This is a genomic window from Collinsella sp. LCP19S3_H3, assembly GCF_052119145.1.
Taxonomy (GTDB): domain Bacteria; phylum Actinomycetota; class Coriobacteriia; order Coriobacteriales; family Coriobacteriaceae; genus Collinsella.
Map to the genome: position 1 here is coordinate 146,581 of NZ_JBQKFW010000004.1, position 25,722 is coordinate 172,302.

Annotated in this window: 25 protein-coding genes; 9 read left to right on the top strand and 16 right to left on the bottom strand. The window is 58.7% G+C overall.

The annotated features are described in order from the left end of the window. Window positions 1–55: 55 nt before the first annotated feature. From ndk to ACTQZF_RS03425, 4 genes are all read right to left on the bottom strand, one after another. Window positions 56–460 (bottom strand): nucleoside-diphosphate kinase, encoded by a 405-nt coding sequence (ndk, locus tag ACTQZF_RS03410; protein ID WP_441016258.1) that lies wholly within the window; start codon window positions 458–460, stop codon window positions 56–58. Between the two features lie 385 nt (window positions 461–845). Next, entirely contained in the window at window positions 846–2,276 is a 1,431-nt protein-coding gene (gene argH, locus ACTQZF_RS03415; RefSeq protein ID WP_441068122.1) for an argininosuccinate lyase, read from the bottom strand. A gap of 118 nt (window positions 2,277–2,394) precedes the next feature. Then, window positions 2,395–2,565, bottom strand: coding sequence for a hypothetical protein (locus tag ACTQZF_RS03420; protein ID WP_154515301.1), 171 nt, complete (start codon window positions 2,563–2,565; stop codon window positions 2,395–2,397). Between the two features lie 234 nt (window positions 2,566–2,799). Further along, window positions 2,800–4,026 carry an argininosuccinate synthase gene (locus ACTQZF_RS03425; protein WP_035138001.1) on the bottom strand — a complete coding sequence of 409 codons (1,227 nt, stop codon included), beginning with the start codon at window positions 4,024–4,026 and terminating at the stop codon, window positions 2,800–2,802. 554 nt (window positions 4,027–4,580) lie between these two features. Here ACTQZF_RS03425 and ACTQZF_RS03430 point away from each other — a divergent pair. Next, window positions 4,581–5,408 carry an HAD family hydrolase gene (locus tag ACTQZF_RS03430; protein WP_427727591.1) on the top strand — a complete coding sequence of 276 codons (828 nt, stop codon included), beginning with the start codon at window positions 4,581–4,583 and terminating at the stop codon, window positions 5,406–5,408. Window positions 5,409–5,680: 272 nt separating this feature from the next. On the opposite strand, the gene polA is transcribed toward ACTQZF_RS03430, so the two are convergent. Further along, window positions 5,681–8,431 carry a DNA polymerase I gene (gene polA / locus ACTQZF_RS03435; protein ID WP_441554560.1) on the bottom strand — a complete coding sequence of 917 codons (2,751 nt, stop codon included), beginning with the start codon at window positions 8,429–8,431 and terminating at the stop codon, window positions 5,681–5,683. 166 nt (window positions 8,432–8,597) lie between these two features. On the opposite strand from polA, the gene ACTQZF_RS03440 reads away from it, so the two are divergent. Both ACTQZF_RS03440 and ACTQZF_RS03445 read left to right on the top strand, forming a co-directional pair. Continuing rightward, window positions 8,598–9,995 (top strand): aminopeptidase, encoded by a 1,398-nt coding sequence (locus tag ACTQZF_RS03440; RefSeq protein WP_441536913.1) that lies wholly within the window; start codon window positions 8,598–8,600, stop codon window positions 9,993–9,995. A 103-nt stretch (window positions 9,996–10,098) separates the two neighbouring features. Then, window positions 10,099–10,908, top strand: coding sequence for a YaaA family protein (locus ACTQZF_RS03445; RefSeq protein WP_441554561.1), 810 nt, complete (start codon window positions 10,099–10,101; stop codon window positions 10,906–10,908). Between the two features lie 40 nt (window positions 10,909–10,948). Here the strand turns inward: ACTQZF_RS03445 and ACTQZF_RS03450 are convergent, their stop codons facing one another. Further along, entirely contained in the window at window positions 10,949–11,464 is a 516-nt protein-coding gene (locus ACTQZF_RS03450; RefSeq protein ID WP_441053950.1) for a hypothetical protein, read from the bottom strand. A gap of 171 nt (window positions 11,465–11,635) precedes the next feature. Here ACTQZF_RS03450 and thiC point away from each other — a divergent pair, with 171 nt between their 5' ends. After that, complete coding sequence (thiC, locus tag ACTQZF_RS03455) at window positions 11,636–12,970, top strand: phosphomethylpyrimidine synthase ThiC (RefSeq protein WP_441554562.1); 1,335 nt, start codon at window positions 11,636–11,638, stop codon at window positions 12,968–12,970. A gap of 177 nt (window positions 12,971–13,147) precedes the next feature. After that, window positions 13,148–13,978, top strand: coding sequence for a bifunctional hydroxymethylpyrimidine kinase/phosphomethylpyrimidine kinase (gene thiD, locus ACTQZF_RS03460; protein WP_427719233.1), 831 nt, complete (start codon window positions 13,148–13,150; stop codon window positions 13,976–13,978). Between the two features lie 73 nt (window positions 13,979–14,051). Here thiD and ACTQZF_RS03465 read toward each other — a convergent pair whose 3' ends face one another. Continuing rightward, the gene (locus tag ACTQZF_RS03465; protein ID WP_441540648.1) at window positions 14,052–14,321 is read right to left on the bottom strand and encodes a hypothetical protein; all 270 of its coding nucleotides are present in this window, start codon (window positions 14,319–14,321) and stop codon (window positions 14,052–14,054) included. 898 nt (window positions 14,322–15,219) lie between these two features. Between ACTQZF_RS03465 and ACTQZF_RS03470 the strand changes: the two genes are divergently transcribed. Further along, window positions 15,220–16,440 (top strand): MFS transporter, encoded by a 1,221-nt coding sequence (locus tag ACTQZF_RS03470; protein ID WP_002584949.1) that lies wholly within the window; start codon window positions 15,220–15,222, stop codon window positions 16,438–16,440. 80 nt (window positions 16,441–16,520) lie between these two features. Here the strand turns inward: ACTQZF_RS03470 and ACTQZF_RS03475 are convergent, their stop codons facing one another. From ACTQZF_RS03475 to ACTQZF_RS03490, 4 genes are all read right to left on the bottom strand, one after another. Further along, window positions 16,521–16,733: a hypothetical protein gene (locus tag ACTQZF_RS03475; protein WP_441540647.1), complete on the bottom strand. Its 213-nt coding sequence runs from the start codon at window positions 16,731–16,733 to the stop codon at window positions 16,521–16,523. A gap of 78 nt (window positions 16,734–16,811) precedes the next feature. Continuing rightward, complete coding sequence (locus tag ACTQZF_RS03480; RefSeq protein ID WP_441536850.1) at window positions 16,812–17,927, bottom strand: TIGR02452 family protein; 1,116 nt, start codon at window positions 17,925–17,927, stop codon at window positions 16,812–16,814. Window positions 17,928–18,063: 136 nt separating this feature from the next. Further along, window positions 18,064–18,759, bottom strand: coding sequence for a Bax inhibitor-1 family protein (locus tag ACTQZF_RS03485; protein WP_154515280.1), 696 nt, complete (start codon window positions 18,757–18,759; stop codon window positions 18,064–18,066). A 78-nt stretch (window positions 18,760–18,837) separates the two neighbouring features. Further along, window positions 18,838–19,140, bottom strand: a complete 303-nt coding sequence (locus ACTQZF_RS03490) for a hypothetical protein (protein WP_441554563.1) — start codon at window positions 19,138–19,140, stop codon at window positions 18,838–18,840. A 285-nt stretch (window positions 19,141–19,425) separates the two neighbouring features. On the opposite strand from ACTQZF_RS03490, the gene ACTQZF_RS03495 reads away from it, so the two are divergent. From ACTQZF_RS03495 to ACTQZF_RS03505, 3 genes are all read left to right on the top strand, one after another. Next, window positions 19,426–20,475, top strand: coding sequence for an inorganic phosphate transporter (locus ACTQZF_RS03495; protein ID WP_427719222.1), 1,050 nt, complete (start codon window positions 19,426–19,428; stop codon window positions 20,473–20,475). A 66-nt stretch (window positions 20,476–20,541) separates the two neighbouring features. Further along, on the top strand, window positions 20,542–21,165 hold the full coding sequence (locus ACTQZF_RS03500; protein ID WP_427719219.1) for a DUF47 domain-containing protein: 624 nt from the start codon (window positions 20,542–20,544) through the stop codon (window positions 21,163–21,165). A gap of 286 nt (window positions 21,166–21,451) precedes the next feature. Continuing rightward, window positions 21,452–21,982, top strand: coding sequence for a nitroreductase family protein (locus ACTQZF_RS03505; protein WP_441554564.1), 531 nt, complete (start codon window positions 21,452–21,454; stop codon window positions 21,980–21,982). 166 nt (window positions 21,983–22,148) lie between these two features. Here ACTQZF_RS03505 and ACTQZF_RS03510 read toward each other — a convergent pair whose 3' ends face one another. The 5 genes from ACTQZF_RS03510 to ACTQZF_RS03530 form a co-directional block, all read right to left on the bottom strand. After that, the gene (locus ACTQZF_RS03510) at window positions 22,149–22,817 is read right to left on the bottom strand and encodes a DivIVA domain-containing protein (protein WP_154515270.1); all 669 of its coding nucleotides are present in this window, start codon (window positions 22,815–22,817) and stop codon (window positions 22,149–22,151) included. Window positions 22,818–22,879: 62 nt separating this feature from the next. Beyond that, window positions 22,880–23,167, bottom strand: a complete 288-nt coding sequence (locus ACTQZF_RS03515) for a YggT family protein (RefSeq protein WP_441041719.1) — start codon at window positions 23,165–23,167, stop codon at window positions 22,880–22,882. A 15-nt stretch (window positions 23,168–23,182) separates the two neighbouring features. After that, entirely contained in the window at window positions 23,183–23,911 is a 729-nt protein-coding gene (gene sepF / locus ACTQZF_RS03520; RefSeq protein WP_154515266.1) for a cell division protein SepF, read from the bottom strand. A 60-nt stretch (window positions 23,912–23,971) separates the two neighbouring features. Beyond that, complete coding sequence (locus ACTQZF_RS03525; RefSeq protein ID WP_441554565.1) at window positions 23,972–24,709, bottom strand: YggS family pyridoxal phosphate-dependent enzyme; 738 nt, start codon at window positions 24,707–24,709, stop codon at window positions 23,972–23,974. A gap of 120 nt (window positions 24,710–24,829) precedes the next feature. Next, on the bottom strand, window positions 24,830–25,687 hold the full coding sequence (locus tag ACTQZF_RS03530) for a phosphate signaling complex PhoU family protein (protein ID WP_427719211.1): 858 nt from the start codon (window positions 25,685–25,687) through the stop codon (window positions 24,830–24,832). Window positions 25,688–25,722 lie beyond the last annotated feature (35 nt).

A 25,722-nucleotide genomic window follows, 5' to 3' on the forward strand; every position in this document is an offset into this window, starting at 1 on the left:
GGAATTCCGCGGCGCCAAAGCCACACGCTAACAGCTTTGAGGAGTCAAAGCTGGTTTAGCCAAAGAAGCGCTTGATCTCGATCTCGGCGTTCTCCAGGCAGTCGGAGCCGTGGATCACGTTGGCGTTGACATCGACAGCGAAGTCGCCGCGAATGGTGCCGGGGGCAGCGTCAAGCGGGTTGGTAGCGCCCATAAGGGTGCGCATCTTGGAGACAGCGGAGAGACCGGAAACGACCATCTTGACGACCGGACCGCTCGTCATAAAGTCGCAGAGATCGCCAAAGAAGGGCTTGTCGGCCAGATGGGCGTAGTGCTCCTCGACGGTAGCGCGCTCGAGCGTGGTCATCTCCATGCGCTCGATGACAAGGCCGCTACGCTCAATGCGAGCGACGATCTCGCCGATCTTGCGATCGCGCACAGCGTCGGGCTTAATCATGATGAAGGTCTTCTCGATAGCCATAAGGTAGCCTTTCAAGTAGGTTCGCGCGTGCCCAAGTCCCATTCCGGCACCCGCCTGGACTGCATCGTAACAGAGTTTTAGCTGCAGTTAAACAAAAAGCTGTTTTTTGAAACATTACAATTTATTAAAACGTTCCATATGTGTCACTTCTGTTTCGAAGCCTGATTAGAGTACCATCCGACCGCGCATCAACCGCGCCGAACCGAGCGGACGGTCGGTTGCCGCCCGTGAACGTACCCCCTTCACAACCTGCCCAAAGGTCCTACAGAAGTTCTCGACAAGCCCCTTCCCCATTGCAACAAAATACGGGCGCCCGCAGCAACAGACGCCCGTAAAAGCAAAAACGATTTATCAATAAATAGCCAAAGCCGCTTCAACTAAGCCCTTACTTTGCCCCGTGGCCCATCTCGACGACCTTGGTCAGCGATCCAAGCACACCTTCGTCGGCAACGAGTTGTGCCTGGGCACGCTGCAGCTGCACGGCAACGGCGGCAGGGGCGGTACCGCCCTCGGTCGTGCGTGCAGCGACAATCGACGGAATGTCGAGCGCCTCGGTAATGTCGTGCTCAAAGAGCGGGCTTGCCTCTTGGAACACCTCAAACGGCAGGTCCTCAAGATTGCAGCCGCGCTTCTCGCACATCAGGACCAAATGGCCCACCACGGCGTGGGCCTCGCGGAACGGCAGGCCACGCTTGGCCAGGTAATCGGCAACATCGGTGGCGGCAAGGTGCCCCACGCCGCACTCGCGCGCCATGGCATCCTCGTTGACGGTCCAGGTCGAAATCATACCGGCCATAACGGACAGGCACTGCATGAGCGTATGGGCGGTATCGAGCGCGCCCTCCTTGTCCTCCTGCAAGTCCTTGTTATAAGCGAGCGGCAGGCCCTTCATGGTCACGAGCAGCTGCACCAGGTTGCCATAGACTCGGCCGCTCTTGCCGCGGATAAGCTCGGCAAAATCGGGGTTCTTCTTCTGCGGCATGATGGACGAGCCAGTGGAATACGAGTCGGAAAGCGTGATAAAGCCAAACTCGGAGCTCGACCACAGCACGATCTCCTCGGAAAGACGCGACAGGTGCATCGCCATGACGGAGCCGGCGTAATGCAGATCGAGGAGGAAATCACGGTCGGAAACCGCATCGAGCGAGTTGGGAATCACGCCCGCAAAGCCAAGTTCGGCGGCCGTCATCTGACGATCGAGCGGATAGCTCGTACCGGCAAGCGCGGCAGCGCCCAGCGGGCAGTTGTCGGCAGCATCAAAGGCGGCCTTCAGGCGTGTAAAGTCGCGCGCGAACATCCAAGAATACGCCAGCAGATGATGCGACAGCAGCACGGGCTGAGCATGCTGCATGTGCGTGTAACCCGGCAGAATCACCTTGTTGTACTGTTTGGCCGCATCCACCAGCACGTGGCGCAGCTCAAGATTGGCCTCCATGAGCTCCTTGGCCAGCGCCTTGACGCCCAGGCGCGTATCGGTCGCCACCTGGTCGTTGCGCGAACGCCCGGTATGCAGGCGCTTGCCCGCCTCGCCGATGCGACGGGTCAGCTCGCTCTCGATGGACATATGAATGTCCTCGTCGTTGATATCGAAGGTGAAGTTGCCGGCATCGATATCCTGTTCGATTGCGGTCAGACCCTCGGCAATCGCCTGCTCGTCCTTTGCACTGATAATGCCCTGGGCCGCCAGCATCTTGGCATGTGCCTTAGAGCCAGCGATATCCTGCTTATAGAGATGTTTGTCGACCGGCAGCGACGCGCCAAACTCCTGCGTGACCTCGGCCACGCCTGCCTCAAAACGACCGCCCCAAAGAGCCATGGAACCGTCCCCTTTCTCTAAATACCAAAACAAGCGCCCAAAGCAAAGCGCCATGTCGCTAAAGCGATTTATCAACCGCTAGTTTTGCACATTCCCCACCGAGCGCGAGACCATGTGGCTAATTTGCAAAGAAGTGACGCACCAGGCACTTGGCGCCCATCGACTCCCGCCAGCCGTTGCTTGCCGAGCCGTCAATCCATGCCTTCAGGCTCATAGGGACATCCTCGACCTTTGCAGCATCGAACTCGGGCGCGAGGGCAAGTAAAGCATGCGCGATAGCATTGAACATAATGGATACCCCTCAGATATATATAGGCGCAGAGCCGCCAAATTGATAGAAGGAGCCCCGCCGGACAACCCCGGCGGGGCTCGGACTCAGCCGCAGACGCGGCATCATATATGCGGGCGGAATGTAGGGGCCACCGATGTTAAGAAGTGTCAGCAAGCATAACGAAAGGTAGGGACCCCATGCGCCCGTTATGTATCACGCGGATGGGCCGCGCGGATACCAAGGGAGAAAGACTTAAGCCTGAGCGGCAGCAGAGCTGGGACCCTGGACCTTGGCCCACGTCTTGAGCGACAGCGTGTCGATCTCGATAAAGCCGGCGCTGGCCTTCTCGTCAAACGTGGTGTCGCGGTCGTAGGTGGCCAGACCGTAGTCATAGAGGCTGAAGGGGCTCTTGCGGCCGACAACATGGCAGTTGCCCTTAAAGAACTTCAGACGAACGGTACCGGTCACGAACTTCTGGGTATCGGCCATAAAGGCGTCGAGTGCGTTTTTGAGCGGGCTGTACCACTGGCCGTTGTACACGGCGGTGGCCCAATCCTGCTCGAGCTTAATCTTGGTCTTGAGCAGATCGCCCTCGACGCAAATATCCTCGAGCGCCTTGTGGGCGGTGATAAGCGTCAGGGCGCCGGGAACCTCATAGCACTCGCGGCTCTTGAGGCCCACCAGACGATCCTCGACCAGGTCGAGACGACCAAAGCCGTTATCGCCCGAAATCTTGTTGAGGGCGATGACGATCTCGGAGAGCTTCATCTTCTTGCCGTCGACGGCGACGGGCTTGCCGGCCTCAAACTCAATCTCGGTGTAGGTCGGGGTGTCGGGCGTGTCCTCGGGATTCTTGGTCATAACCCAGGCGTCATCGAGCGGCTCGTTCCAGGGATCCTCCAGGTGGCCGCACTCAATGGCACGACCCCACAGGTTGTCGTCGATGGAATAGGGGTTGTCGTTGGCACCCTCGGGAACCGGCACGTTGTGGGCGTGAGCATAGGCGACCTCGTCGGGACGGCACTTCAGATCCCACTCGCGAACCGGGGCGATAACCTTAAGCTCGGGGTCGAGGGCCTTGACGGCAGCCTCAAAACGAACCTGGTCGTTACCCTTGCCGGTGCAGCCGTGGGCGACGTAGGTCGCGCCAAACTCGTGGGCGACCTCGACAAGCTTCTTGGCGAGCAGCGGGCGAGACAGAGCGGAAAGCAGCGGGTACTTGTTCTCGTACATGGAATTTGCGGCGATGGCCTTGGTCAGGAACTCATCGGAGAACTCATCGCGCAGGTCGAGCACCTGGCAATCAAGAACGCCCAGGTCGAGCGCTTTCTGTTTCTTGGCATCCAGGCCGGTCTCCTCCTGGCCCACGTTGCCGCAGACGCAAACGACATCGAGATTCTTCTCGTCCTGGAGCCACTTGACACATACGGATGTATCAAGACCACCGGAATATGCGAGAACGACTTTTTCCTTGCTCATGGCTGTTTCCTTTCGCCCTTGGTAGCTAGTTAGAACATCGGTCAGTTGCAAGTCATTTCAAGGTCACGTACCGTGCAATATCAGGTTAAATAGCAAAAATCAGCACATACATGCCCTAGAAACATGCAGCAATGTCGTGCTAAAACCCAACGACCTTAAAATGACTCTGTTGAGGCAATTCGCCCCATGCGGACAGAGACGATTGTTATCGTCGTCGGGAAATTGCGCGCTGGCGTCGGATGGCATTGTCTGCAGTGGTTATGATCTTTACGAACTGCATCTGCCTCTCCTTTCACACATCGCCGGGCGCAATTCTAATATCGCAAACGGTACCTTTTCCTCGGTAAGCGGCTCTTTTGCCGTCTCCGTTTTCGATGGTCGCTATATTACGCTAAAGTGCCCGCTGCACAAGCGACAAATTCAAATTTCTGAAAAGTTTTTTCATTAGTTTGTGAAATGCAGTGCAAATACGCTCCGTTCCTGCGAAAATACGCCTGATTACGAGTTGATGGTTATAACGTCTGAAACAATTTCGAAACGAAAGGCTCGCTTTTATGCAAACTTACGAATCGGACGCCAATATCGGAAACATTAAGCTCATCGCCGTCGACATGGACAAGACGCTGCTGACCGACGAGCGCGTGCTGCCGCAAGGCCTTGACGAACGCCTGGACAAGCTCGCCGAAGCCGGCATCGTATTCTGCCCCGCCAGCGGACGTCCCGCCCCCAAGCTCGAGGAGATGTTTGAGGACATCAAGAACCGCCTCGCCTTTTGTCCCGACAACGGAGCCTGCGTCATCTATCGCGGCAACTATATCTATAAGAGCAACATCGATGTGGCGCTCTACCACAAGGTCCTGGCACATGCCGTGGAGGACCCGCGTGCCGTTCCCGTCCTGTGCTGCTATGACGATGCTTACGTTTTGGCGCGCGACCACAAGTACCACGACGAGATCAGCATCTACTATTCTGCCATCAACTACATCGACACCTTTGAGGGTCTTGACGTCGAGTCCAACAAGATTTCGATCTTCTTCCCCGCCTACGACGCTGAGCCTGCGTTCCGCGAGACCTATAACCCCGCGTTCTCGGATCAGCTCTACGTCACCAATGCGGGCCGCGAGTGGATCGACTTTATGAACCTGGGCGTCGACAAGGGCGCCGGCGTCGCGCACCTGTGCGAGCACTTGGGCATCGATATCGCCGATGCCGCCGCCGTGGGCGACACCTACAACGATATCCCTATGCTCGAGCGCGTCGGGCATAGCTTTATCGTGGACAATGCCGAAGAGCATATGAATGCGCACGCCAAGTGGCGCATTCCGAGCAACAACGACGGGGGCGTACTGACGCTCATCGACGCCATCTTGGCGGCTCGGTAATCTATCTCGTCGCCATGCCCAGGGCCGGCCGTTTGATTTTTGCTCGGTCAGGTCCTGGGCTCGCTCGAAGGCCACATTAAGTGGCCTTCGGCTCGTGCGGAATCTACAAAAATCAAACGGCCGGCCCCGGGCATGGCTATGTTGACTTGCTTGCCGCCTAGATGGCGTCTTGGGTGTCTAGATACTTGGCTGATTTTTTGGAATGAAGGGGGCTCCTTGTTGGCAAGGAGCCCCCTTCTGCCTTTAATTACTTTGGAATTGTGGGCGCTTTCCTATTTCGCGTCGGCCCAGGTTATGCCGGTGCTGGCTTCGGCGATCAACGGTACGCGGAGGTCTACTACGTGCTCCATGACGTCTTGGACCATGGCGGTCAGGCGCTCGACTTCGTCGACGGGGCACTCAAAGTCCAGTTCGTCGTGCACCTGCAAGATCATGTGGGCGGCAAAGCCCTCTTCTTCCAGGCGGCGGCTTACGCGGGCCATCGCGATCTTGATGATGTCGGCGGCGGTGCCCTGCATGGGGTGATTCATGGCCGTACGCTCACCAAAGCCACGGAGTTGCGGGTTTTTGGCCCTGAGCTCCGGAATATGGCGACGACGGCCATACATGGTCTCGGCGTAGCCCGTCTGCTTGGCGCGCGCCACCACGTTGTCGAGGAACGTGCGCACGCCCGGGTAGGCCTCGTAGTAGCGATCGATCATGCCACGCGCCTCGGCCATCGAGATGTGCAGCGACTGCGACAGACCGTACGCCTGCTGACCATACACAATGCCAAAATTCACGGCCTTGGCGCGACTGCGCAGGTCGGGCGTTACCTCGGACACGGAAACGCCAAACACGCGCGCGGCCGTCTCGGCATGGAAGTCCTCGCCCTCGTTAAAGGCGCGCACCAGGTGCTCGTCACCCGAGAGATGCGCGAGTAGACGCAGCTCGATCTGCGAGTAGTCCACCGCCAAAAAGACGCTGCCCTCGCCTGCCGAAAACGCCGTCTTAACGGTACGGCCCAGCTCAGAGCGCGTCGGGATGTTCTGCAGGTTCGGGTCGCTCGAGGACAGGCGACCCGTTGCCGTGATGGTCTGGTTGTACGTGGTGTGCACGCGACCGTCACCACGGCGCAGCGGACCTAGCGTGTCCAGATAGGTCGACTTAATCTTGGACTTCTCACGCCAGTCCAAAATCAGGCGCACGATTTCGTGGTCACGGGCAAGGTCGCTCAGCACCTTGGCGTTGGTCGAATAGTACCCGCGCTTGGTCTTTTTGAGGCCCTTGGTCGGAAGCCCCATAACGTCAAAGAGCACGTGCGAGAGCTGCATGGGACTGCCGATGTTAAACGTCTCATCACCTGCCAGGTCGCGAATGCTGCGCTCGACCTCGGCAATCTGAGTCGCCAGGCCCTCGGACAGGCTGCGCAGCCGGTCGGGATCTACGAGCATGCCCGCGCGCTCCATCTTGGCAAGCACCGGCACGAGCGGCATCTCAATGCCATCGAACACGTTGGCGGCGTTCTCGCGGGCCATGCGGTCGCGAAGCGGCGCCACGAGTGCCAGCGTCAACGCCACGGTACGGGCAGCAGGAGCAGGAGCGTCCTCGCCAGCACCATCCGCACCGCGCGCCGCAGGCAGCGCCATCTGCAGATAGGTATCGGCCAGATATGCCTCGTCAAACTCGGAACGGTCGGAATCCAACAGGTACGCGGCAACCACGGTATCAAAGATGCGCACGGAATCGACTGCCAGCGGGTCCATGAGCTCGGGCTCAGAAGAATCGATGGGCGAAAGCTCATGCAGCAACGCCTTCATGTCCGGGCTCGCCACGCGGCCCTCCATAAACAGGCGCGCGAGCACGCCAGCGATAACGCCGTGGGCAGAATTGAAGCCCTCGACAGCGGCAGGCGTGCCGTCATCGGCTTCCTCGAGCGCAAAGAGCCCCTTGGGCGTCGCCAGCCACAGCGTACGCGTCAGGCCAAAGAGCGCACCCTCCTCCTTGTCATCGTCCACCACGGCGGCGACCCACTCGCCCGCATCAATCGCGCGAGAGATCTCGGCCGCCACAGCAGCAAGTGCCTCAGCATCGCCGGCGGCGGCACGCGAAACCGCGGGTATCTCGAACGCGCTGGCAGCGGGCACGACCCCGCCCTCGCCGCCAATCAGCGCCAGGAACCGGTTCTGCATGGCCGTAATGCCAAGGGCGCCCAGCGCCGCGGACACCTCATCGGCAGAAAACGATGGGAAGGACGTCGCGTCAAAGTCGAGCTCGACAGGTGCATCGGTGCGGATGGTCGCAACCTTGCGGCTCAGCAGCGCATCGTCGATGTGTGCACGCAGGTTCTCGCCCATCTTGCCCTTGACCTCGTCAGCATGCGCAATGACCTCGTCCAAGCTGCCGTACTGCGCGATGAGCGCGCTCGCCTTTTTGGGGCCGATGCCCGGTACGCCGGGAATGTTGTCCGACGTATCGCCCTTCAGACCGTAAAAATCGGGCACGAGCGCCGGCGTAATGCCGTGATACAGGTCGTCCACGCTCTCGGGCGTCATGATCGCCACGTCGGACAGGCCCTTGCGAGTCGAGACCACGTTGACGTGCTCGGTCACAAGCTGATACATGTCACGGTCGCCGGTCACCAGCAGCATGTCGCAGCCGGCCTCCTCACCCAGGCGCGCCATGGTTCCCAGGATATCGTCGCCTTCCCAGCCCTCGGACTGCAGAATTGGCACGTTGAGCGCCGTGAGCAGCTCCTTAATCATGGGAAACTGCGCATGCAGATCGGGGTCCATGGGCGGGCGCTGCGCCTTGTACTGCGGCAGCATCTCCATGCGCACGCGCGGCTTGCCCTTGTCAAACGCCACGACCACACCGTCGGGGTTAAAGGCATCGATCATCTTAAGAAACATGTTCAGAAAGCCAAAGATCGCGTTGGTGGGACGACCGTCCGGCGCGTTCATGGTCGGCGGCACGGCGTGGAAGGCGCGGTGCATGAGCGAGTTGCCGTCGATAACGGCAAAGGTGCGGCGCTTGTCAGACATATTGAATACCTCGCTTTGGGCTGGGCACGGTTTGCTCACTCCAGTTTACACGCTCCCCGCCCCGCGGCCACCGCACATCAAGCTCCCCCGCCACCGTGAGCCCGCGCGTGATACGATGGCTCACGGTACAACAACCAGCACGATCGATCCGAAAGGAGCCTGCGTCATGGAGCGTCCCTGCGCATGGAAAAAGTACACGCCACAGCAAATCGAGGAGCTCGAGGAGCTTTGCCGCGGCTATAAGCAGTTTTTGAGCGAGAACAAGACCGAGCGCCTGTGCGTCAAGACCGGCATCAAGATGGCCGAGGAGGCGGGATACGTCGACCTGGAGACCGTGATCGCCGAAGGCCGCGCGCTCAAGGCAGGCGACAAGGTGTACGCCGCCAACCACGGCAAGGATCTTATGCTCGTCAATCTGGGCACCGCCCCGCTCGAGCAGGGCTTTAACATCCTGGGCGCCCACGTGGACTCGCCGCGCCTGGACCTCAAGCAGAATCCCGCCTTCGAGGCCGGCGACATGGCCTACCTCGACACGCACTACTACGGTGGCGTCAAGAGCTACCACTGGGTGGCCTCCCCGCTCGCACTCGTGGGCGTCATCTGCAAAAAGGACGGCACCACCGTCGACATCAACATCGGCGACAAGGCCGACGATCCGGTCTTTACCATCTCCGACCTGCTGATCCACCTCTCGAGCGAGCAGATGTCCAAGCCCGCCAAGGACGCCGTCGACGCCGAGATCCTCGACGTGATCGTGGGCGGCCGTCCCGTAAAATTTGACGAGGACGACAAAGACGCCCCCACCGAGCCCGTCAAGCAGATGTTCCTGGATATCCTCAAGGAGCAGTACGACGTCGAGGAGGAGGACTTCCTCTCCGCCGAAATCGAGGTCGTGCCCGCCGGCCCCGCCCGCGACATGGGCCTCGACCGCTCCATGATTTTGGGCTATGGCCACGACGACCGCGTCTGCGCCTACCCCTCCATGCTCGCCCAGATCAATGTGGCCAACGTGGAGCGCACGAGCATCACGCTCATCGTCGACAAGGAGGAGATTGGCTCCGTGGGCGCCACCGGCATGACAAGCCGCTTCTTCGAGAACACCGTCGCCGAGATCATGACGCTCGCCGGCGAGGGCAGCCCGCTGGCCCTGCGCCGCGCACTCGCCCGCAGCCGCATGCTCTCCTCTGACGTATCCGCCGGCTTCGACCCAGGCTACGCCGGCAAGTTCGAGACCAAGAATGCAGCCTTTATGGGTCGCGGCCTGTGCTTTAACAAGTACACGGGCAGCCGCGGCAAGGGCGGCTCCAACGACGCCGACGCCGAGTATATGGCCCTCATCCGCGACATTATGGACGAGGCCGGCGTGGACTTCCAGACCTGCGAGCTCGGTCGCGTCAACGCGGGCGGCGGCGGCACCATCGCCTACATCATGGCCAAGTACGGCATGAACGTCATCGACTCCGGCGTTGCCGTCCTGTCCATGCACGCCCTGTGGGAGGTCGCCAACAAGGCCGATATCTACGAGGCCTATCGCGGCTACAAGGCCTTCATCGAGCGCGCCTAATCAACCCTTCATCAGTTGCGGTGAGATACGGACTAAACTGGCCCATAAACGGCCAAAACAGACCGTATTACACCGCAACTTCCTTTTTGACAGAGGAGAGTCCATGCTGCAGGTCATCATTTCGCCCGCCAAGCAGATGCGCGCGGCCCAAGATGCTTTTGAAGTCCTGGGCATTCCACCTTTTGCGCGCGAGACGGCTCACCTCCACCGCGCACTGCTAGATATCGAGCGGAATGAAGGCAGCGGCAGCCTGCAGGCGCTATGGAACGTGAGTGACAAACTGCTGGGGCCCTGCCTCAACACCCTGCATGAGTTCGAGCCCATCTTGCAAAGCGGCGATCTCGACAATCCCGCACTCGCCCGTCACCTCTCCCCTGCCGTCATGTCCTATCACGGCATTCAATACCAAAGCATGGCGCCCGAGGTGATGGATTCCGCACAGCTCGCATGGCTGCAAGACCATCTGTGGATCCTCTCGGGCCTTTACGGATGCGTACGCCCCTTTCATGCCGTTGAACCGTATCGGCTGGAGATGGGCGCGAAGCTTGCCGTCGACGATGCCCGAGACCTCTACGCGTTTTGGGGCGACAAGCTCGCACGGGTCATCGCTCCGGCAGGCTCCAACGCCACGATCGTCAACCTCGCCAGCGCGGAATACGCCAAAGCCGTTCTGACCCGCCTCACCACCGACACCACGGTCGTCACATGTCTCTTTGGTGAAGGCATCCGCAACGGCAAGCCCATCCAACGCTCGACCGCCAGCAAAAAAGCGCGCGGCTCCATGGTGCGCTGGATGGCAGAAAACAAGTTCGAGGATGTAAGCGGGCTCACCGCGTTCGACGTTGGTTATCGTTACTTTCCCGAGCTTTCAAATAAAAACACTTTGGTCTTCCTGAACGAACAGGCCTTGTAGGACTACCGCTACTTTTGAATGTGCTGCCTAGGCACGGCGTCTATTCCGCCAGGCCGTCAGCTTTTGCAATCTCGCTCGTCGAGCCATCTTGGTAGGTAACCTTAACGTGCTCCACCTCGGACGCCTCAACACCCGACGGAGGCTCCAGGCGCCATTCCGTCAGGGCTATATCCATGGTCGTGGGTACATCCCCCTGATTTTTGAGCTCGACCGACAGCGTCCTAAGCGACGCATCGAAGGTCACACGCTCGATCTCTTCACCAGGAATGGAACCACCGCTCAGCTGCAGTTGCACAAACTTGTCGCGCGGATACCAATAGTCGCCCGGCGCGGCAACAGTATTGCCACCCGCGACCTTCGCCGTCATAATCGGCAGGCTATCGTCCGCCTCAAACGTCCAGGAAACTCCCCCACGCCCGCCAAATGTCCAGATACAACAGGCAATCACCATCACGACAAGAATCGCGAAACCAATTGCGACCAGCCCATGATGGGCGCGGCTCTCCTCGGCCGACACATCCCACTGCGTCTCTCGATACAGATGCTTGTCTTCCATGTTCGCCTCCCCGCGGGCATGCTCGTCGCGTCAATCGTACCCATTCGAGCTATACTTGAGCCCACCACATAAACGGGGAGCTTGCAGGACAAGACGGCAGGCTGAGACTGGGCGCGCCCGCCCTGACCCGCAAACCTGATATGGGTAATGCCAACGAAGGGAGCCGTGCCAATGAGCACACAGACCGAGCCCAAGCTCGTCACGCAAATCGACTTCGCCCGCGCCGGGCAAATCACACCGCAGATGAAGGAGGTTGCCGAACGCGAGCATCGCGACCCCGAGTACATCCGCGAGCGCGTGGCCGACGGCCGCATCGCCATTCCCGCCAACATCGTGCATATCAAAAAGGGCATGCGTGCCTTTGGCGTCGGCGAGGGCCTGTCTACCAAGGTCAACGTCAACCTGGGCATCTCGGGCGACAAGGCCGATGCCGCCGAGGAATGGAAGAAGGTCAAGATCGCCGAGGACTTTGGCGCCGACGCCATCATGGACCTCTCCAACTCGGGCAAGACGCGCCAATTCCGCCAGCAGCTCATCGACGAGACGCCGCTCATGGTGGGCACCGTCCCCATGTACGACGCCATCGGCTACATGGAAAAGCCGCTTGTCAAGCTTACCAAGGACGACCTGTTCGAGGTCGTGCGCGCGCACGCCGAGGACGGCGTGGACTTTATGACCATCCACTGCGGCATCAACAAGTCGGTCACCAAAACCTTTAAGGAGACCGGCCGTCTCATGAACATCGTCAGCCGCGGCGGCTCACTGCTGTTTGGCTGGATGGAGGTCACCGGCAACGAGAACCCCTTCTACGAGTACTTTGACGAGCTGCTCGAGATCTGCCACGAGTACGACGTGACGATTTCGCTCGGCGACTCCTGCCGCCCGGGCTGCCTCTACGACTCCAACGACGCCACCGAGACCGCCGAGATGATCGAGCTGGGCAAGCTGTGCAAGCGCGCTTGGGCCGCCGGCGTCCAGGTCATGGTCGAGGGCCCGGGGCACATGGCGCTCGACGAGATCGCCGCCAACATGAAACTGCAGAAGCGCCTGTGCCACAACGCCCCGTTCTACGTGCTCGGGCCGCTGGTGACCGATATCGGCGTGGGCTACGACCACATCACCGCAGCCATCGGTGGCGCCATCTCCGCGAGCTCGGGTGCCGACTTTTTGTGCTACGTGACACCGGCAGAGCACCTATGCCTGCCTAACGCCCAGGATGTGCTCGACGGCCTCATGGCCACCAAGATTGCCGCACACGCCGCCGACATCGCCAAAAAGGTGCCCCACGCCCGCGACATGGACGACAAGATGGGCCAGGCACGCCGCAAGCTCGACTGGGACGCCATGTGGACGTGCGCGCTCGACCCGGTCACCGGCAAGAAGCGCTACGAGGAATCCCCTGCTGCCACCGAGGGCACCTGCACCATGTGCGGCAAGATGTGCGCCGTCCGCACCGTCAACAAGGTATTCGAGGGCACGACGATCGACCTCGGCATGGAGGACTAACTCGTCACCGGAGCCATAATCGGCCACAAGGCGTTCGTCAATTGTTGACGTGTGAACATTTTCTTACATTTACGTAAAGATTGCGCCACCCGCCCGGGATCGGCATACAGCCGGCCCGGGCAACTTTATAATGCGGGCAGGAGACCCATTTGAATCCGACCGAACAAGGGAGCGAACATGGATCGTAGTAAGGTACCTGCCGTCCTGTCCATCGCAGGATCCGATTCCAGCGGCGGTGCCGGCATTCAGGCCGACATCAAGACCATCACGGCGCACCGCCTGTATGCCGAGACGGTCATCACGGCCATCACCGCACAGAACACCCTAGGCGTCACCGCCGTGCAGAACATCTCCCCGGATATTGTCGCGGCGCAGATCGATGCCGTTTTTGACGATATCCGCCCCAGTGCCGTCAAGATCGGCATGGTTTCTTCTGCCGAGATTATCGAAGTCATAGCCGACCGCCTGAGCGCCTGGGACGCACAAAATATCGTCGTCGACCCCGTCATGGTCGCCACTTCGGGCGCTCGTCTCATCGCCGAGGACGCCGCCGAAGCGCTTACACGCCGCCTGTTCCCGCTTGCGACCGTCATCACGCCCAATATTCCCGAGGCCATGGCGCTGCTCGACTACGAGGTCGATTCCGAGCGCACACAGCAAAACGCTGCTATGCTCCTCACCCGCCGCTTTGGCTGCGCGTCCCTCGTTAAGGGCGGGCATTTTGTCAACGAGGCCAACGATGTGCTAGCAGAGCCCGCGCCGCTCGATGACGAGGGCAACCACCTGGGCGATCCGCTCACCACGTGGTTCCGTCACAAACGCATCGAGACCGACAACACGCATGGTACCGGCTGCACGCTCTCGTCCGCCATCGCCTGCGCGCTGGCCCAGGGCATGGATCTTGCCGATGCCGTCAACGCCGGCAAGGCCTACCTAACAGGAGCTCTCGCCGCCGGCCTGAACATGGGCAAGGGCTCCGGCCCCGTCAACCACATGTGGCAGTACTAAAAAGCCAGCAGCCAAAACCACCGCCCAAACCACCACAAAGGCGCCTGTCCCTTTGTGGTGGTTTGGGGTCGCGCTACTGACCGAGCATCTCTTGGAGCTTGGCTGCCACGGCGTGGCCCAGGCTCTCGTGGCTTTCGGGCATCATGTGCAGATAATCGATATCGCCCAGGTCGCGCTGGGCCACGCCGCACCAGCGCACATCGTGCGCATAGCGCACCGCGGTGCCATCGCGCATGCCCGCCGGATCGTAGCCATAGGTATAGGTCAGTTTACAAGGAACTACACGCAGACCGTGAAACGGGCTGCTGACAACAAACGGCGCTATGCTCCCGGCTGGGTGCATAGCACCTGTTTGTTGCGGGGGTTTCCAAAGGGGGCAGCGCCCCATTTGGCACACGACTTTGCGGAGCAAAGTGTAGTGTGTTATACGCTCTGTCGGCGTTGCCCTGAAAATACCGTTGCCGCCGGGGAGGGCAAGGGCATTTGACGCGGCAGGAAAGCAGGGCTTTGTTTGGGGCTGGTAAGCCGGAAACAAAGGGCTGATTTCAGCAGCAGACAGGGCGTATTATGAAAGCCCCCGTCCCTCGTCCTCCGCCCCCGGCCTATGGGACAAAAAGTCCCAAAGCTCTGGACACCGTGACCAGATGTGTGGCCACACTCCGGGAAAAGTAGCAGGACGGCAGGAAACCGTCAAGGCTGAAATGAATGGGCTGACGCCCGGCCTTGACCGTTCCCCGCCGCCCCGCTGGATGGGTGGACAAGGCGGCCAATCCCTAAAAGTGTTTGGCCGCACTCGTTCATTTTGGGGCCTTTCTTCTCCCAAAATTGAAATGGGCGGGAAAGCCCTAAAATGGCTTTCCCGCCTTGATTACCCATTAGCAAAGACGGGCGAGACTGTCAACGGCGGCGCTGAAAGCGCCGTTCATCTTGACCGTTGACTGGCTCGCCTGGCATGTGTGTTATACTGTGCGACAGTTTGAGATTGGAAGGAGGCTTACGTGTGTTAATTTGTGTACGCTAATAAGCAATAAAAAGTAGAAGTACCTTTCCACATGATGGTGGGCTTTTTTTGCGTGCGTATGCAAAGGAACACGTAGGTTTGACACGAGCAGTCTTTGAACTGTATCGTGGTGTTTTTTCGTGCTTTGTTGTTATGCAGGCGTCTGCCCTCTCTGTGGGACAACGCCTGCTTTTTATTGCAGAAACAAAGGAACAATGCAATAAAAAAGGAGGTTCGCATTATGACCCAAAACAACAATTCATGGAGAAAAACTTATTTTACACTTCTTGCCGGACAAGCAATATCCTTTATTAGCAGCGGTATTTTGCAAATGGCCATTATCTTTTATTTGGTTGCGAAAACTAATTCTGCAATCATATTGACGGCGGCAACACTGATTGGATTTTTGCCGCAAGCCTGTTTAGGCCCGTTTGCAGGTGCTTTTGTTGACCGGCACAGCCGTAAAAGCGTAATGATTGGTGCGGATTTGATAATTGCCGCCGCTGGCGGTATTCTGGCGCTGGTGGCGTTTTACATGGAATTGCCCGTATGGTCTATTATGGTTGTCCTGTTAATCCGAAGTGCGGGAACTGCTTTTCATTCTCCAGCATTCAGCGCAGCAACACCTATGATTGTGCCAAAAGAGGAACTTACAAAATGCGCTGGTTACACGCAGACCATGCAAGCAGTAAGTGCGATTATCAGTCCAGCTGCCGCAGCGTTTTTATATGCTGTTTGGCCTCTTAATGCAATTATATTGTTAGATATTGTGGGTGCAATCCTTGCCTGTGTGACTGTTGCGATTTCGTCCATACCAACGCCTGAACTATGTCCAGAAACGAAAAGACAACAGTTTTTACAGGATATGAAAGAGGGGTATGTGGTATTAAAGCAAAACAGGGGCCTCTTTGCTCTGCTCTGGATTGGTGTAATTTATATGTTCTTTTATATGCCAATCAGTACGCTTTTTCCTCTCATCTGTATGTCATACTTCAAAGGAACACCGGCCCATGCCTCTGCCGCTGAAATTGCTTTTGCGGTTGGTATGCTGCTTGGCGGAGTCATTCTGAGCATTTGGGGCGGTTTTAAGAAACGGCGGTACACCATCGGTCTTTCCGTTCTCCTGATGGGCGTTAGCAATATGCTCTCCGGGCTTTTGCCGCCAGACGCATTTCTTGTCTTTGTTGTGTGCTGTACTGTTATGGGAATTTCCGCTCCATTTTACGGTGTGCAAAATGCGATTTTTCAAGAAACGGTCAAACCAGAATATCTGGGGAGAGTTTTTTCTCTACTGACAAGCGCCGCTTCCCTCGCCATGCCGTTTGGCCTTGTCATTTCCGGGCCTCTGGCGGAGCGGCTGGGAGTTGAGAAATGGTTTGTCATTTGCGGAATTGGCATTATCATCGTTGCGCTTGCCGTATTTTTACTACCCGGTTTGAGAGAGATTGACAATACGCAATAATCAACTGCACCTTTTTCTATTACTAAACAAAATGCCTGGATGGTGGTTCTGAAAAACCAGAACCGCCGTTCAGGCATTTTTTATCTTCGTCCTCTCTGCGGTTTTGGATTCTTCAGCAAGTCGGATTTTTCCGCAATCTTTTTCAGCCACTTCCGTTCTTCTACTGACAGCTTCCTAAAATTCAGCTTGAGCCGTTTGCAGATAAACGCCAAGTACGCTTGTTCCGTGTCGCTGTCCTGGCTGACGATTTCACCAGCAGTTTTGCTGTCACCAAAGCACAGGACGTTTTTCATCGCAAACCCCTCCTTCAGCAAAAAGCCGACGGGAGCAGCCCCTCCCGCCGGCTCGACCTATCTGTCAGCGCGCACCGATTACAGATACTTGCGCCAGTCGTCATCATCCTCGTCGTCCTCGGCAGCGGCATGAGCCTGCTCGGCGGCACGAGCGGCCGCGGCACGGGCGGCAACCTGGGCATAGGACTCCTCGTTGCGCTCGGGGAAGCTTGCCAGCACGTGCTCGAACTTGGCAAAATCCTCGTCCCAGCGCGTAGAGGGCACGGCAAAGAAGACTTGCTTGACCTTAAAGTCGCCCGATGCGAGCTCCTTGCGGAAGAGCTCGGCCACGGCCTCGGCGTCAAAGCCGTTGTTGTCACAGCCCCAGGCGCCCAGCACGAGCTTCTCGCGACCAAGCTCGTCGCAGATGGCCAGCACAAAGCGGATACGATCGCGCAGGGCGTCCAGCAGGGCATCGTCACCCACGCGATACTCCTGGCGAGCGCGCTTGGCGTTGGGCGCAGCGGCAACGATCACGTCGGCGTACGCATGCACGTGGTTGCGGTCGAAGCGCACCGCAGGCACCACCAGCGCACGGTTGCGGTACAGCTCACAGTTGATGTTGCGGCGACGGTTCTCGCCGTACCATTTGCGCTGCTTATCGAGCACATTGTACAGATACGAATCGGCACAGAGCGTGGCCTCCTGACCCAGATAGCCCTGGATGTAGCCGCCGCCCGGGTTGGTGAACGAGGCAAAGGCGAGTACGGCCATGTCGCAGAATTGCGCGTAGCCTCGGCCGTTATCCAGAATGGCCTGCGTGGCAGAGGCGTCGAGCACGGTGACCTCGGGCAGGACCGGAGCGGGCTCCTCGGCAGCAGGCGCGGGCTCGGTCTCCGTGGCTTCCTCTGCGGGCACAGGCTCGGCCACGACCTCGGTCTCGGCAGGCGCAACCTCGGCGGCCTCAGACTCATCGGCAACCTGCTCTTCGGCAGCAGCCACCTGGGCCTTAGCCTTCATCGCCGCGACAAATCCGGCAGGCATGCCCTCGAACTCGCGCACGCCGGCAAGCGAGCGCTCGATATCCTTTGCGCACGCTTCGGACACAGTCGCCACGTGACGCTCGGCGGCCTTGGCACGGGCCTCGCGCTTGGGATTGGGCTGTCCCGCGCGGTTGGGCCTACGGTTACGGTTCCTGTTGTCGACGTCTGCCATAAGTGGTCACCTTTCTCGGTCGCTGCCGCTATCGGCTTTTCCCATCCATGATACCCCGCCGCGTACAAAAAAGGCGGCCCCGAAGGACCGCCTTTCGCATCGATTTGCGCGCGGCAAGCACCGCTGCAATCTGGCACTAGTCGCGACGACCAAGGATGTTCAGAATGCGCAGGAACACGTTGATAATGTCCACGAACAGGTTGGACGCCATGAGCACGGCGTTGGGCAGCGTGGGCGGCACCGTCGTGGCCACATAGGTGTCGTAGCCAATAAAGCCGGCGAACACCACAATCACGATCAGGTCGGTGATGGTCTGCGAGACGCCCATGAACATCAGCACGATCTCGACCAGAATCGTGGCAAGCAGAATGCCAAAACCAATGCCGTACACACGCTGGAAGAATTTGGGGAAGGTCACGCCCAGTGCGCCAAAGACAAAGGTGATGGCGGCAGTGGCGATAAAGGCGGTGTTGATGGTGGGCAGGTCGTAGTTGGCAAGGCCAAACGACGCGGTCAGACCAAAGGTGCTCGCAAAGATCGCGTAACCCGCGAGCGACAGGCCCACGGACTGTTTGCTGGCGGCGGCCGACATCATGACGATGCCGACAATGGTCAGGATAAACGAGCCAAAGACCAGCGGCAGGGCGGCGCCACTCATCATCATGCGCGCAAACGACATGGTGCCCGTAAAGTAGGCGCCAGCGCCCATAGCGCAAAAACCCAAAAAGATCAGGGCAGACATGGCAAGGTTGTACGCGCGCGGCGACATCTCCTTGGCACGGCTTGCGCCGGTCTCGATGGGGCCGTTCTGATAGCCCTGGATATCGTTCATAATTTCGTCCTTTCAAAAAGCGCCGCGACAGCGCCGTAGGCGACAAGATTCCTGCCATTGTACCCGAATGGCGCGCTCTTACCCGCGGCGCTCACTCTCGAGTGTGCGGTCGAACGCCCACACCCACCACCGCATCAGATGAGCCTGTAAGCCATCCGGTCGCTCACGCGCCTGGTCTTCCAGATACAGCTCGGTCGTATGTCCGCCAAAACGAATCTTATAGGTTGCCGTACGAATGCCGTGAACCGTCAGGCCAAAACCGGTAGACGAGACAATCTCGTCAATTGTAAAGCAGCGACCGTCGACCCAGCAGACGGTAACCGGCACAACTTGTCCGCCCGCGAGGATGCGGGCCACGACGTCCACATACTGCTTGTGCACGCGCCGAGTTTTGCCATCTGTCTGTCGATATTCCATGCCCCTATTATCGAACGCATGTTTGCATATTGTAAAGCGAACAGACTGTGGTTTTGGGGTGTCGGAGCGAGCGCACGTGTCCTCACGGCGTGTTAGCAAAAAGAACACCCGCGGTCAACAGGGCTAATATTCAATTTTAGTGCCAAAAAATTCACTTCTCCCGTCAGAACTCGGTAAAGAAACCCGCAGGAGGTGATACGATTTATCATGTTTTTGTAACGTTTCTGCAAACTTCGAGAAAGCCCATATATGGACGTAACGTTCTCAGCCTTCCTCGGCCAACTTGTTTCGAACCCAGTCCTTGCCGTCACCGTGTTCCTCGCGCTCGGCGCCATCTTCGTCAACGGATGGACCGACGCGCCCAACGCCATCGCGACCTGTGTCACCACGCGTTGCATGCCCGCCCGCGCCGCCATTCTCATGAGTGCCGCGTTCAACTTTTTGGGCGTGCTCATCATGACGCACTTTAATGCCAGCGTTGCCAACACCATCTCCCATATCGTCGACTTTGGCGGAAACAGCACCATGGCGCTCGCGTGCCTCTGCGCGGCCCTGTTCTCCATCGTCGTCTACGGCGCCACGGCATCGCGTTTTGGCATCCCCACCTCGCAGAGCCACAGCCTCATCGCCGGTCTGACCGGCGCTGCCATCGCCCTCGGCGGCGCCAGCAGCGTCAATGTCCACGAGTGGATGAAGGTCATCTACGGCCTGGCGCTCTCCATCGGTCTGGGCTTTGTCATGGGCTGGGTCCTGTGCAAGCTCGTCTCGATTCTTTTCGCTGCCGCCAACAGGCGACGTGCCAACGTCTTCTTTAAATATGCTCAGATCGCGAGCGCCGCGGCCATGAGCTTTATGCACGGCGCGCAGGATGGACAAAAGTTCATCGGCGTGCTCTTTTTAGGTGTCGCCTTTGCCAACGGACAGACCGGCGTCGGCGACGCCGGCATCCCCATCTGGATCATGCTGCTGTGCTCGGCCACCATGGGCATCGGCACCAGCGTGGGCGGTGAGCGTATCATCAAGTCCGTCGGCCAGAGCATGGTTAAGCTCGAGAAGTATCAGGGCTTCTCTGCCGACCTGGCAGGAGCCGCAAACCTGCTGCTTGCCACGCTCACCGGTATCCCCGTGTCCTCCACGCACATCAAGACCTGCGCCATCATGGGCGTTGGCGCCGTCAAGCGCCTCTCGGCCATCAACTTCGGCGTGGTCAAGGACATGATGTTCACGTGGTTCTTCACCTTCCCCGCCTGTGGACTCATCAGCTTTGTTATGGCCAGGCTGTTCATGATGTTCCTCTAGTCAAACCGAACGTCCATCCGGACCGCATTACCTCGCCCACCCGTCTTCGCCCCGAAAGGATCACTCATGGCAAAGAAACCCGATTCGTTCTACTTTGACAACTACGTCGCCTGCGCCGACTTCGCCGTTCAGGCAGCCGAGCTGCTCACCAAGATTTTTGAGAACTTTGACCCCGCGCAGATCCACGACATGCTCGAGAAGATGCATGCGATTGAGCATGCAGCAGACAAGAAGCATCATGAGCTCGAAGACGCCCTGCTCACGGCCTTTATCACCCCGCTTGAGCGCGAGGACCTTAACCTAATGAGCTGCTCGCTCGATACCGTGCTCGACCGTATTGAGGGCGTCGTACAGCGCCTCTACTTCACCAACATCCAGAGCATCCACCCCGATGCCATCGTGATCGCCCACAAGGTGACCGACGCCTGCCGCGCCATGAAGGACCTGATGGTCGAGTTGCCCAACTACCGCAAGTCCAAAACGCTGCGCGAGCTCGTCATCCAGATCAACACCATCGAGTCCGAGGCCGACGAACTCTACATCAACGCCATGCGTAACCTGCACGTCAACGGCAAGGACCCGCTCGAGGTCATCGCCTGGCGTGACGTGTACGCCTTCTTGGAGTACTGCGCCGACTGCTGCGAGAATGTGGCCGATGTCGTGGATTCGATTGTCATGAAGAACAGTTAATTGGGGGTACGCGTCCCACCGGTCGCGGGCCCGACCACTGATAACCTTTTTTCACTCCGGCTGCAAGCAGAGTCGTTCAAAAGGTTATCAGTGGTCGGGCCCGCTCCCTTGTGTACCACCATTGGAACTTTGGCTGATAGTTTTAGCGCAATGGGGGTTTGGCTGAAGGGACCTTTGGTACCCGCTCGGACACTTTGGCCCTTGGTGAGCGTTTGACTGATTGCTGCTTTGGGTACTCTTTGGGTTACTTTGGGTTTGTTTGAATTTTAATTGTTGGAGGGCTTGTATGTCGTATATGGATCTGGCTCGGTCTCGGTATTCTTGTCGTTTGTTTGAGAATCGTTCTGTTGAGCAGGCTGTGGTGGATACCATTGTTGAGGCTGGGCGCATTGCTCCTTCTGCTTGCAATAATCATCCAACCCGTGTGATGGTGTTGGATACGCCTGAGCTTCTGGAAAAGGCAGCTGCTTGTCAGCCTCGGTTTGCTCGTGATGGGTCCATCTTTGGCGCTCCGCTCATCTTCCTCGTTTGCAGCGTTACCAACGATGCTTGGGTGCGTCCCTATGATCAGATGAACTCCAGCGCTATCGACACCTCGATTGCTTGCGATCAAATGATGATGGAGGCCGAGGAACAGGGCCTGGGAACGTGCTGGGTATGCCATTTTAAGCCCGAGCTAGCCCGCGAGCAGTTCAACCTGCCCGAGGGCGTTTATCCCTACCACATGCTCGTCTGCGGCTATCCCGCCGACCATATCGCCGACCCCGAGCATCGCGAGGCCCGCACCATTCCCCTATCCAATTTCCTCCTCAAGTAGTTTTTTGGCCCATGCCCTAAAATCTACCTTTTACCGCTCAAGCGTTCGCCGAGTTCTGCCCTATCGCACGCAGAGCTCGGCGTTTTGCTTCCCAACCCGTATACAGCTACAAAAAAGGAGCTCGCAAGCGCGAGCTCCTTTTAAGAGCTAGATTGTAGTTTTGGCGCTAGTCCAGGTCGTCCGCGGCAAAGTTGTCAATCGGGGCGAAGGGGTCGGCCACGGGGACAACCGGATCAGCGACAGGCAGCGGCTCGGCAGCAGGCATGGTCACGGCAGGAGAAGCCGCGGAACCGACCGGCGTAGAAGCCAGCAGATCGGCCGGGAAGGAATTCTGAGCATCGTCCATAAAGTGCTGAATGAGCTTAAGATACTCGGCCTTGAACTCCTCGCGGGAAGCCTTCAGACGGTCAATCTCCTCGAGCTCGGCCTGCTTCTCGGTCAGGGCCTGACGGATGACCTCGCGGGCCTTGGCGTCGGCCTCGTTGCGGATGCGGTCAGCATTCTCGTTAGCGTCGTTGACAATCGCCTCGGCGGTCTGCTGAGCCGCAATGAGAGCGGCGGAAATCTGACGCTCCTGAGCGGAGAAATCGGGAGCGGGAGTGGCGACAGGGGCAGCCTGAGCGGCAGAATCCTGGGCCTGCGCAAGCTGAGCCTGCGTATCGGCAAGCTGCTGCTCGGTGGCGGTCAGGCGACCCTTAAGATCAACGATCTTGGCAAGCATAGCGTCGACCTCGGAGGACAGGGTCTCCAGGAAGACGTCGACCTCGGCGGGATCGTAGCCGCGCTTGGCCTCAGAGAAGGTCTGAGCCTGGATGTCAGCAGGGGTAATAGCCATAACAAGTTCTCCTTTATCATCGCCTTGGCGCTAAGCGCCCGACATAGGTTACTGAGCCAGTCCTATACGAGTATACCTATAAGTAGCTGCAGAATCAGCTTCTGCACCAACTGCAACGCAATAATCGCAACGACCGGTGAAAAATCGATACCGCCCATCGGCGGCATAAACCGGCGAAACAGGTTGAGCCAAGGGCCGCAAACGCCGTCGAGCACCGCCGCGATATCCTGTAGCAAACCACCCTGCTTCATGGGAATCCACGTCATAAAGCAGTAGACCACAATCAACGTGGAATAAAAATTAAACAGCGTGTTGACAAGCTGAACGATGGTGTAGATGTTGATGGGAATCTCCTCACCTTGTCTTTACTTGAGATAGCCGTCGGCGCGAAGCTTCTTAAGATCCGAATCCTTGACCTCGCAGCCGGCGGGCAGCACCATAAACACGCGGTCGCCCACTTCTTTGACCGAAGCGCCCAGGCCGCAGGCAAAGCCATAGCTAAAGTCCAGGACGCGTTTGGCGACCTCGGTGCGAACGCCCACAAAGATCAGCGCGACAGGCTGCTTGGTACGCACGCGGCGCACGACCGTCTCCACGTCGTCATAACTCTCCGGACGAAGAACGTAGGCCGGCAACTGAGGCGTGGCGTTGATGATATTGCTCGCATAGGCAGAGGCATCGCTCGGCGTTGAAGCAGGAGCGGGCACAGCGGCAGCGCGGACCCGAGCGTTCTCGGCGTAGCTTGACGGCGTGTCATAGGCGCCGGGACGATAACCGCCCGCAGCGGCATCCTGAGAGCGCGAAGGCGGATTGTACGTCGTAGCGTGACGGGAGTCGTCGCCGATCAGTTGACCGGAACGCGTGTACACAGCAACCGACTCAGCCTCTCCGCGGCGTGTCTGCCCCAGCAGTCCATTGCTCGGTTCATCTTGCGTGTAGAAGCCCTCGCCCGAAGCACCGCTGTAGCCGTTGTTCTGATAGCCGTCGTCATAGCCGTCATCGTAACCGTAGTCATCATCCTGGCCATAACCCTGGTCATAACCCTGCTGGCCGCCTAGGTGCATTTTATTTTTAATTTCGTCAAGGAAACCCATGGTTGTGTCCTCTCACGGTCTAATGCAGGCGCTCTGACAATCAGCGCGCACTTCAGGCTCTTATTTTACTTCAAACTCCGGGCTAAATACTACCCTGCCCAGGCGAACAAGCGTCGAGCCTTCCTCAAGGGCAGGCTCAAAGTCCTCGCTCATGCCGCAAGATAGCTCAGGCAGACACAGATCGGGGTGTGCCGTCTCCAGCTCATCCCTCAACTCACGCAGCCCGGCAAAGGTGCGGCGCGCCACATCCTTATTCCCCCGGGGCGCCATGGTCATAAGCCCCTGCACACAAATTCCCTCAAGCTCCGCAAGCTCGCCGGCGGAGACACGAACCTCATCGGGCGAAAAGCCGCCCTTGGACTCCTCGCCGCTTACATTGACCTCGATCAGCACATGCTGAGGACCGGCAAGCTCGCCCGCCTCAATCTTGCGGACGGCACGGCTCGAGATAGCCTGCGCCAAATGAAGCGACCCCACCGAATGAATCAGCTCGGCCGCACCCAGCACCGCATTGATCTTGTTGGTCTGAAGATTACCGATCATATCGAAGCGCACCTCGGGCAGCTCCGGATGCTCCGCCAGCCCCGCAAGCTTGCGAACAAGCTCCTGCGGACGGTTCTCGGCAAAATGACGATACCCTGCCTGGATGGCGGCAACGGTCTCATCGACGCCAACGGTCTTGGAGACGGCAATCAGGCGGGCGGCATCGTGAGAACGCCCCGCGCGATCGAGTGCGGCATAAAAGCGTTCGAGAATCTGCTCGCGGCGAGCGCGCATCAAGTCCAAATAATTATCCATTGCCAATCGCCTCCGCTAACAGCCATACAAGTAGTCCCATGCTAACGCAAGAGCGCGGCCCTGCATGTGCAAGGCCGCGCTCACTTAGGTATTTACAATCTTTCGACGAACGGAGCTACCCTACTCCTCGTCATCCTCGGTATCGTCCTCGTCCTCGAGGTGCTCGAGCAGGTAGCGAAGACCCTCGCTCACCTCGTTAGCGGGCACCTTGGCAACAAAGCGCGCATCGACAGCGGGCCTCATGATGACGCCCTCGCCCGAAGGTACGCGCATGCTCTCGAGCTCATCCTCGTCCGTACGGGCGATATCGCCGGCGTTCATGCGCTGGCCGGTCAAAAGGAAGGTCAGACGGCAGGCGGCATCGATGGAAATCGAGGCGATGCGATCGAGGTAGCGTGAAACCATGATGGCGCGGCGCAGATCGTCATAGTTGCTGTCGTCGTCCATAAACTCGCCCGCGTCCATGCGGTTGAAGGTACGGAAGAACTTCTCATAGGCCGCATGCACCGGCTCGTCCTCGACGGCCAGGTTGCAGATGATGGACATGTCGTTGGTGACGAGCGCGGAAAGCGACGAGCCCAGCACCTGGTATACGGCTTCGGCCTCGGCCTCAACCGTACCGACGAGCTCCTGGGGCAGCGAGATATCGGCCTTGACCATATGACGCGTGGCGCGGCAGATCTGGCGAACCTTATCGGTCATGCGCTGCAGGTTAAAGTCGACGTAGATGATTGTCTGCAGCAAGCGGAAGTCGGAGGCGACCGGCGACTGCGTAGCGATCAGGTTGTAGCACACGGCCTCCAGGTTGGCGCAGCGCGCGTCAATCGAAAGCGTGCGCTTCTTGGTCTTGGTGGCGAGCTTGCGGTCGTCGGTCACATAGGCCTTCACGGCGTCGTGAAGAGCCAGGTCTACAGCCTCGTAGATGCTCAACATCTCGTGACGAGCCTCGACGAGCTGACGGGAAAACAGTTTGCGCATGGTTCACTCCAATCAGTTGGGTGCGGTCATGCCGC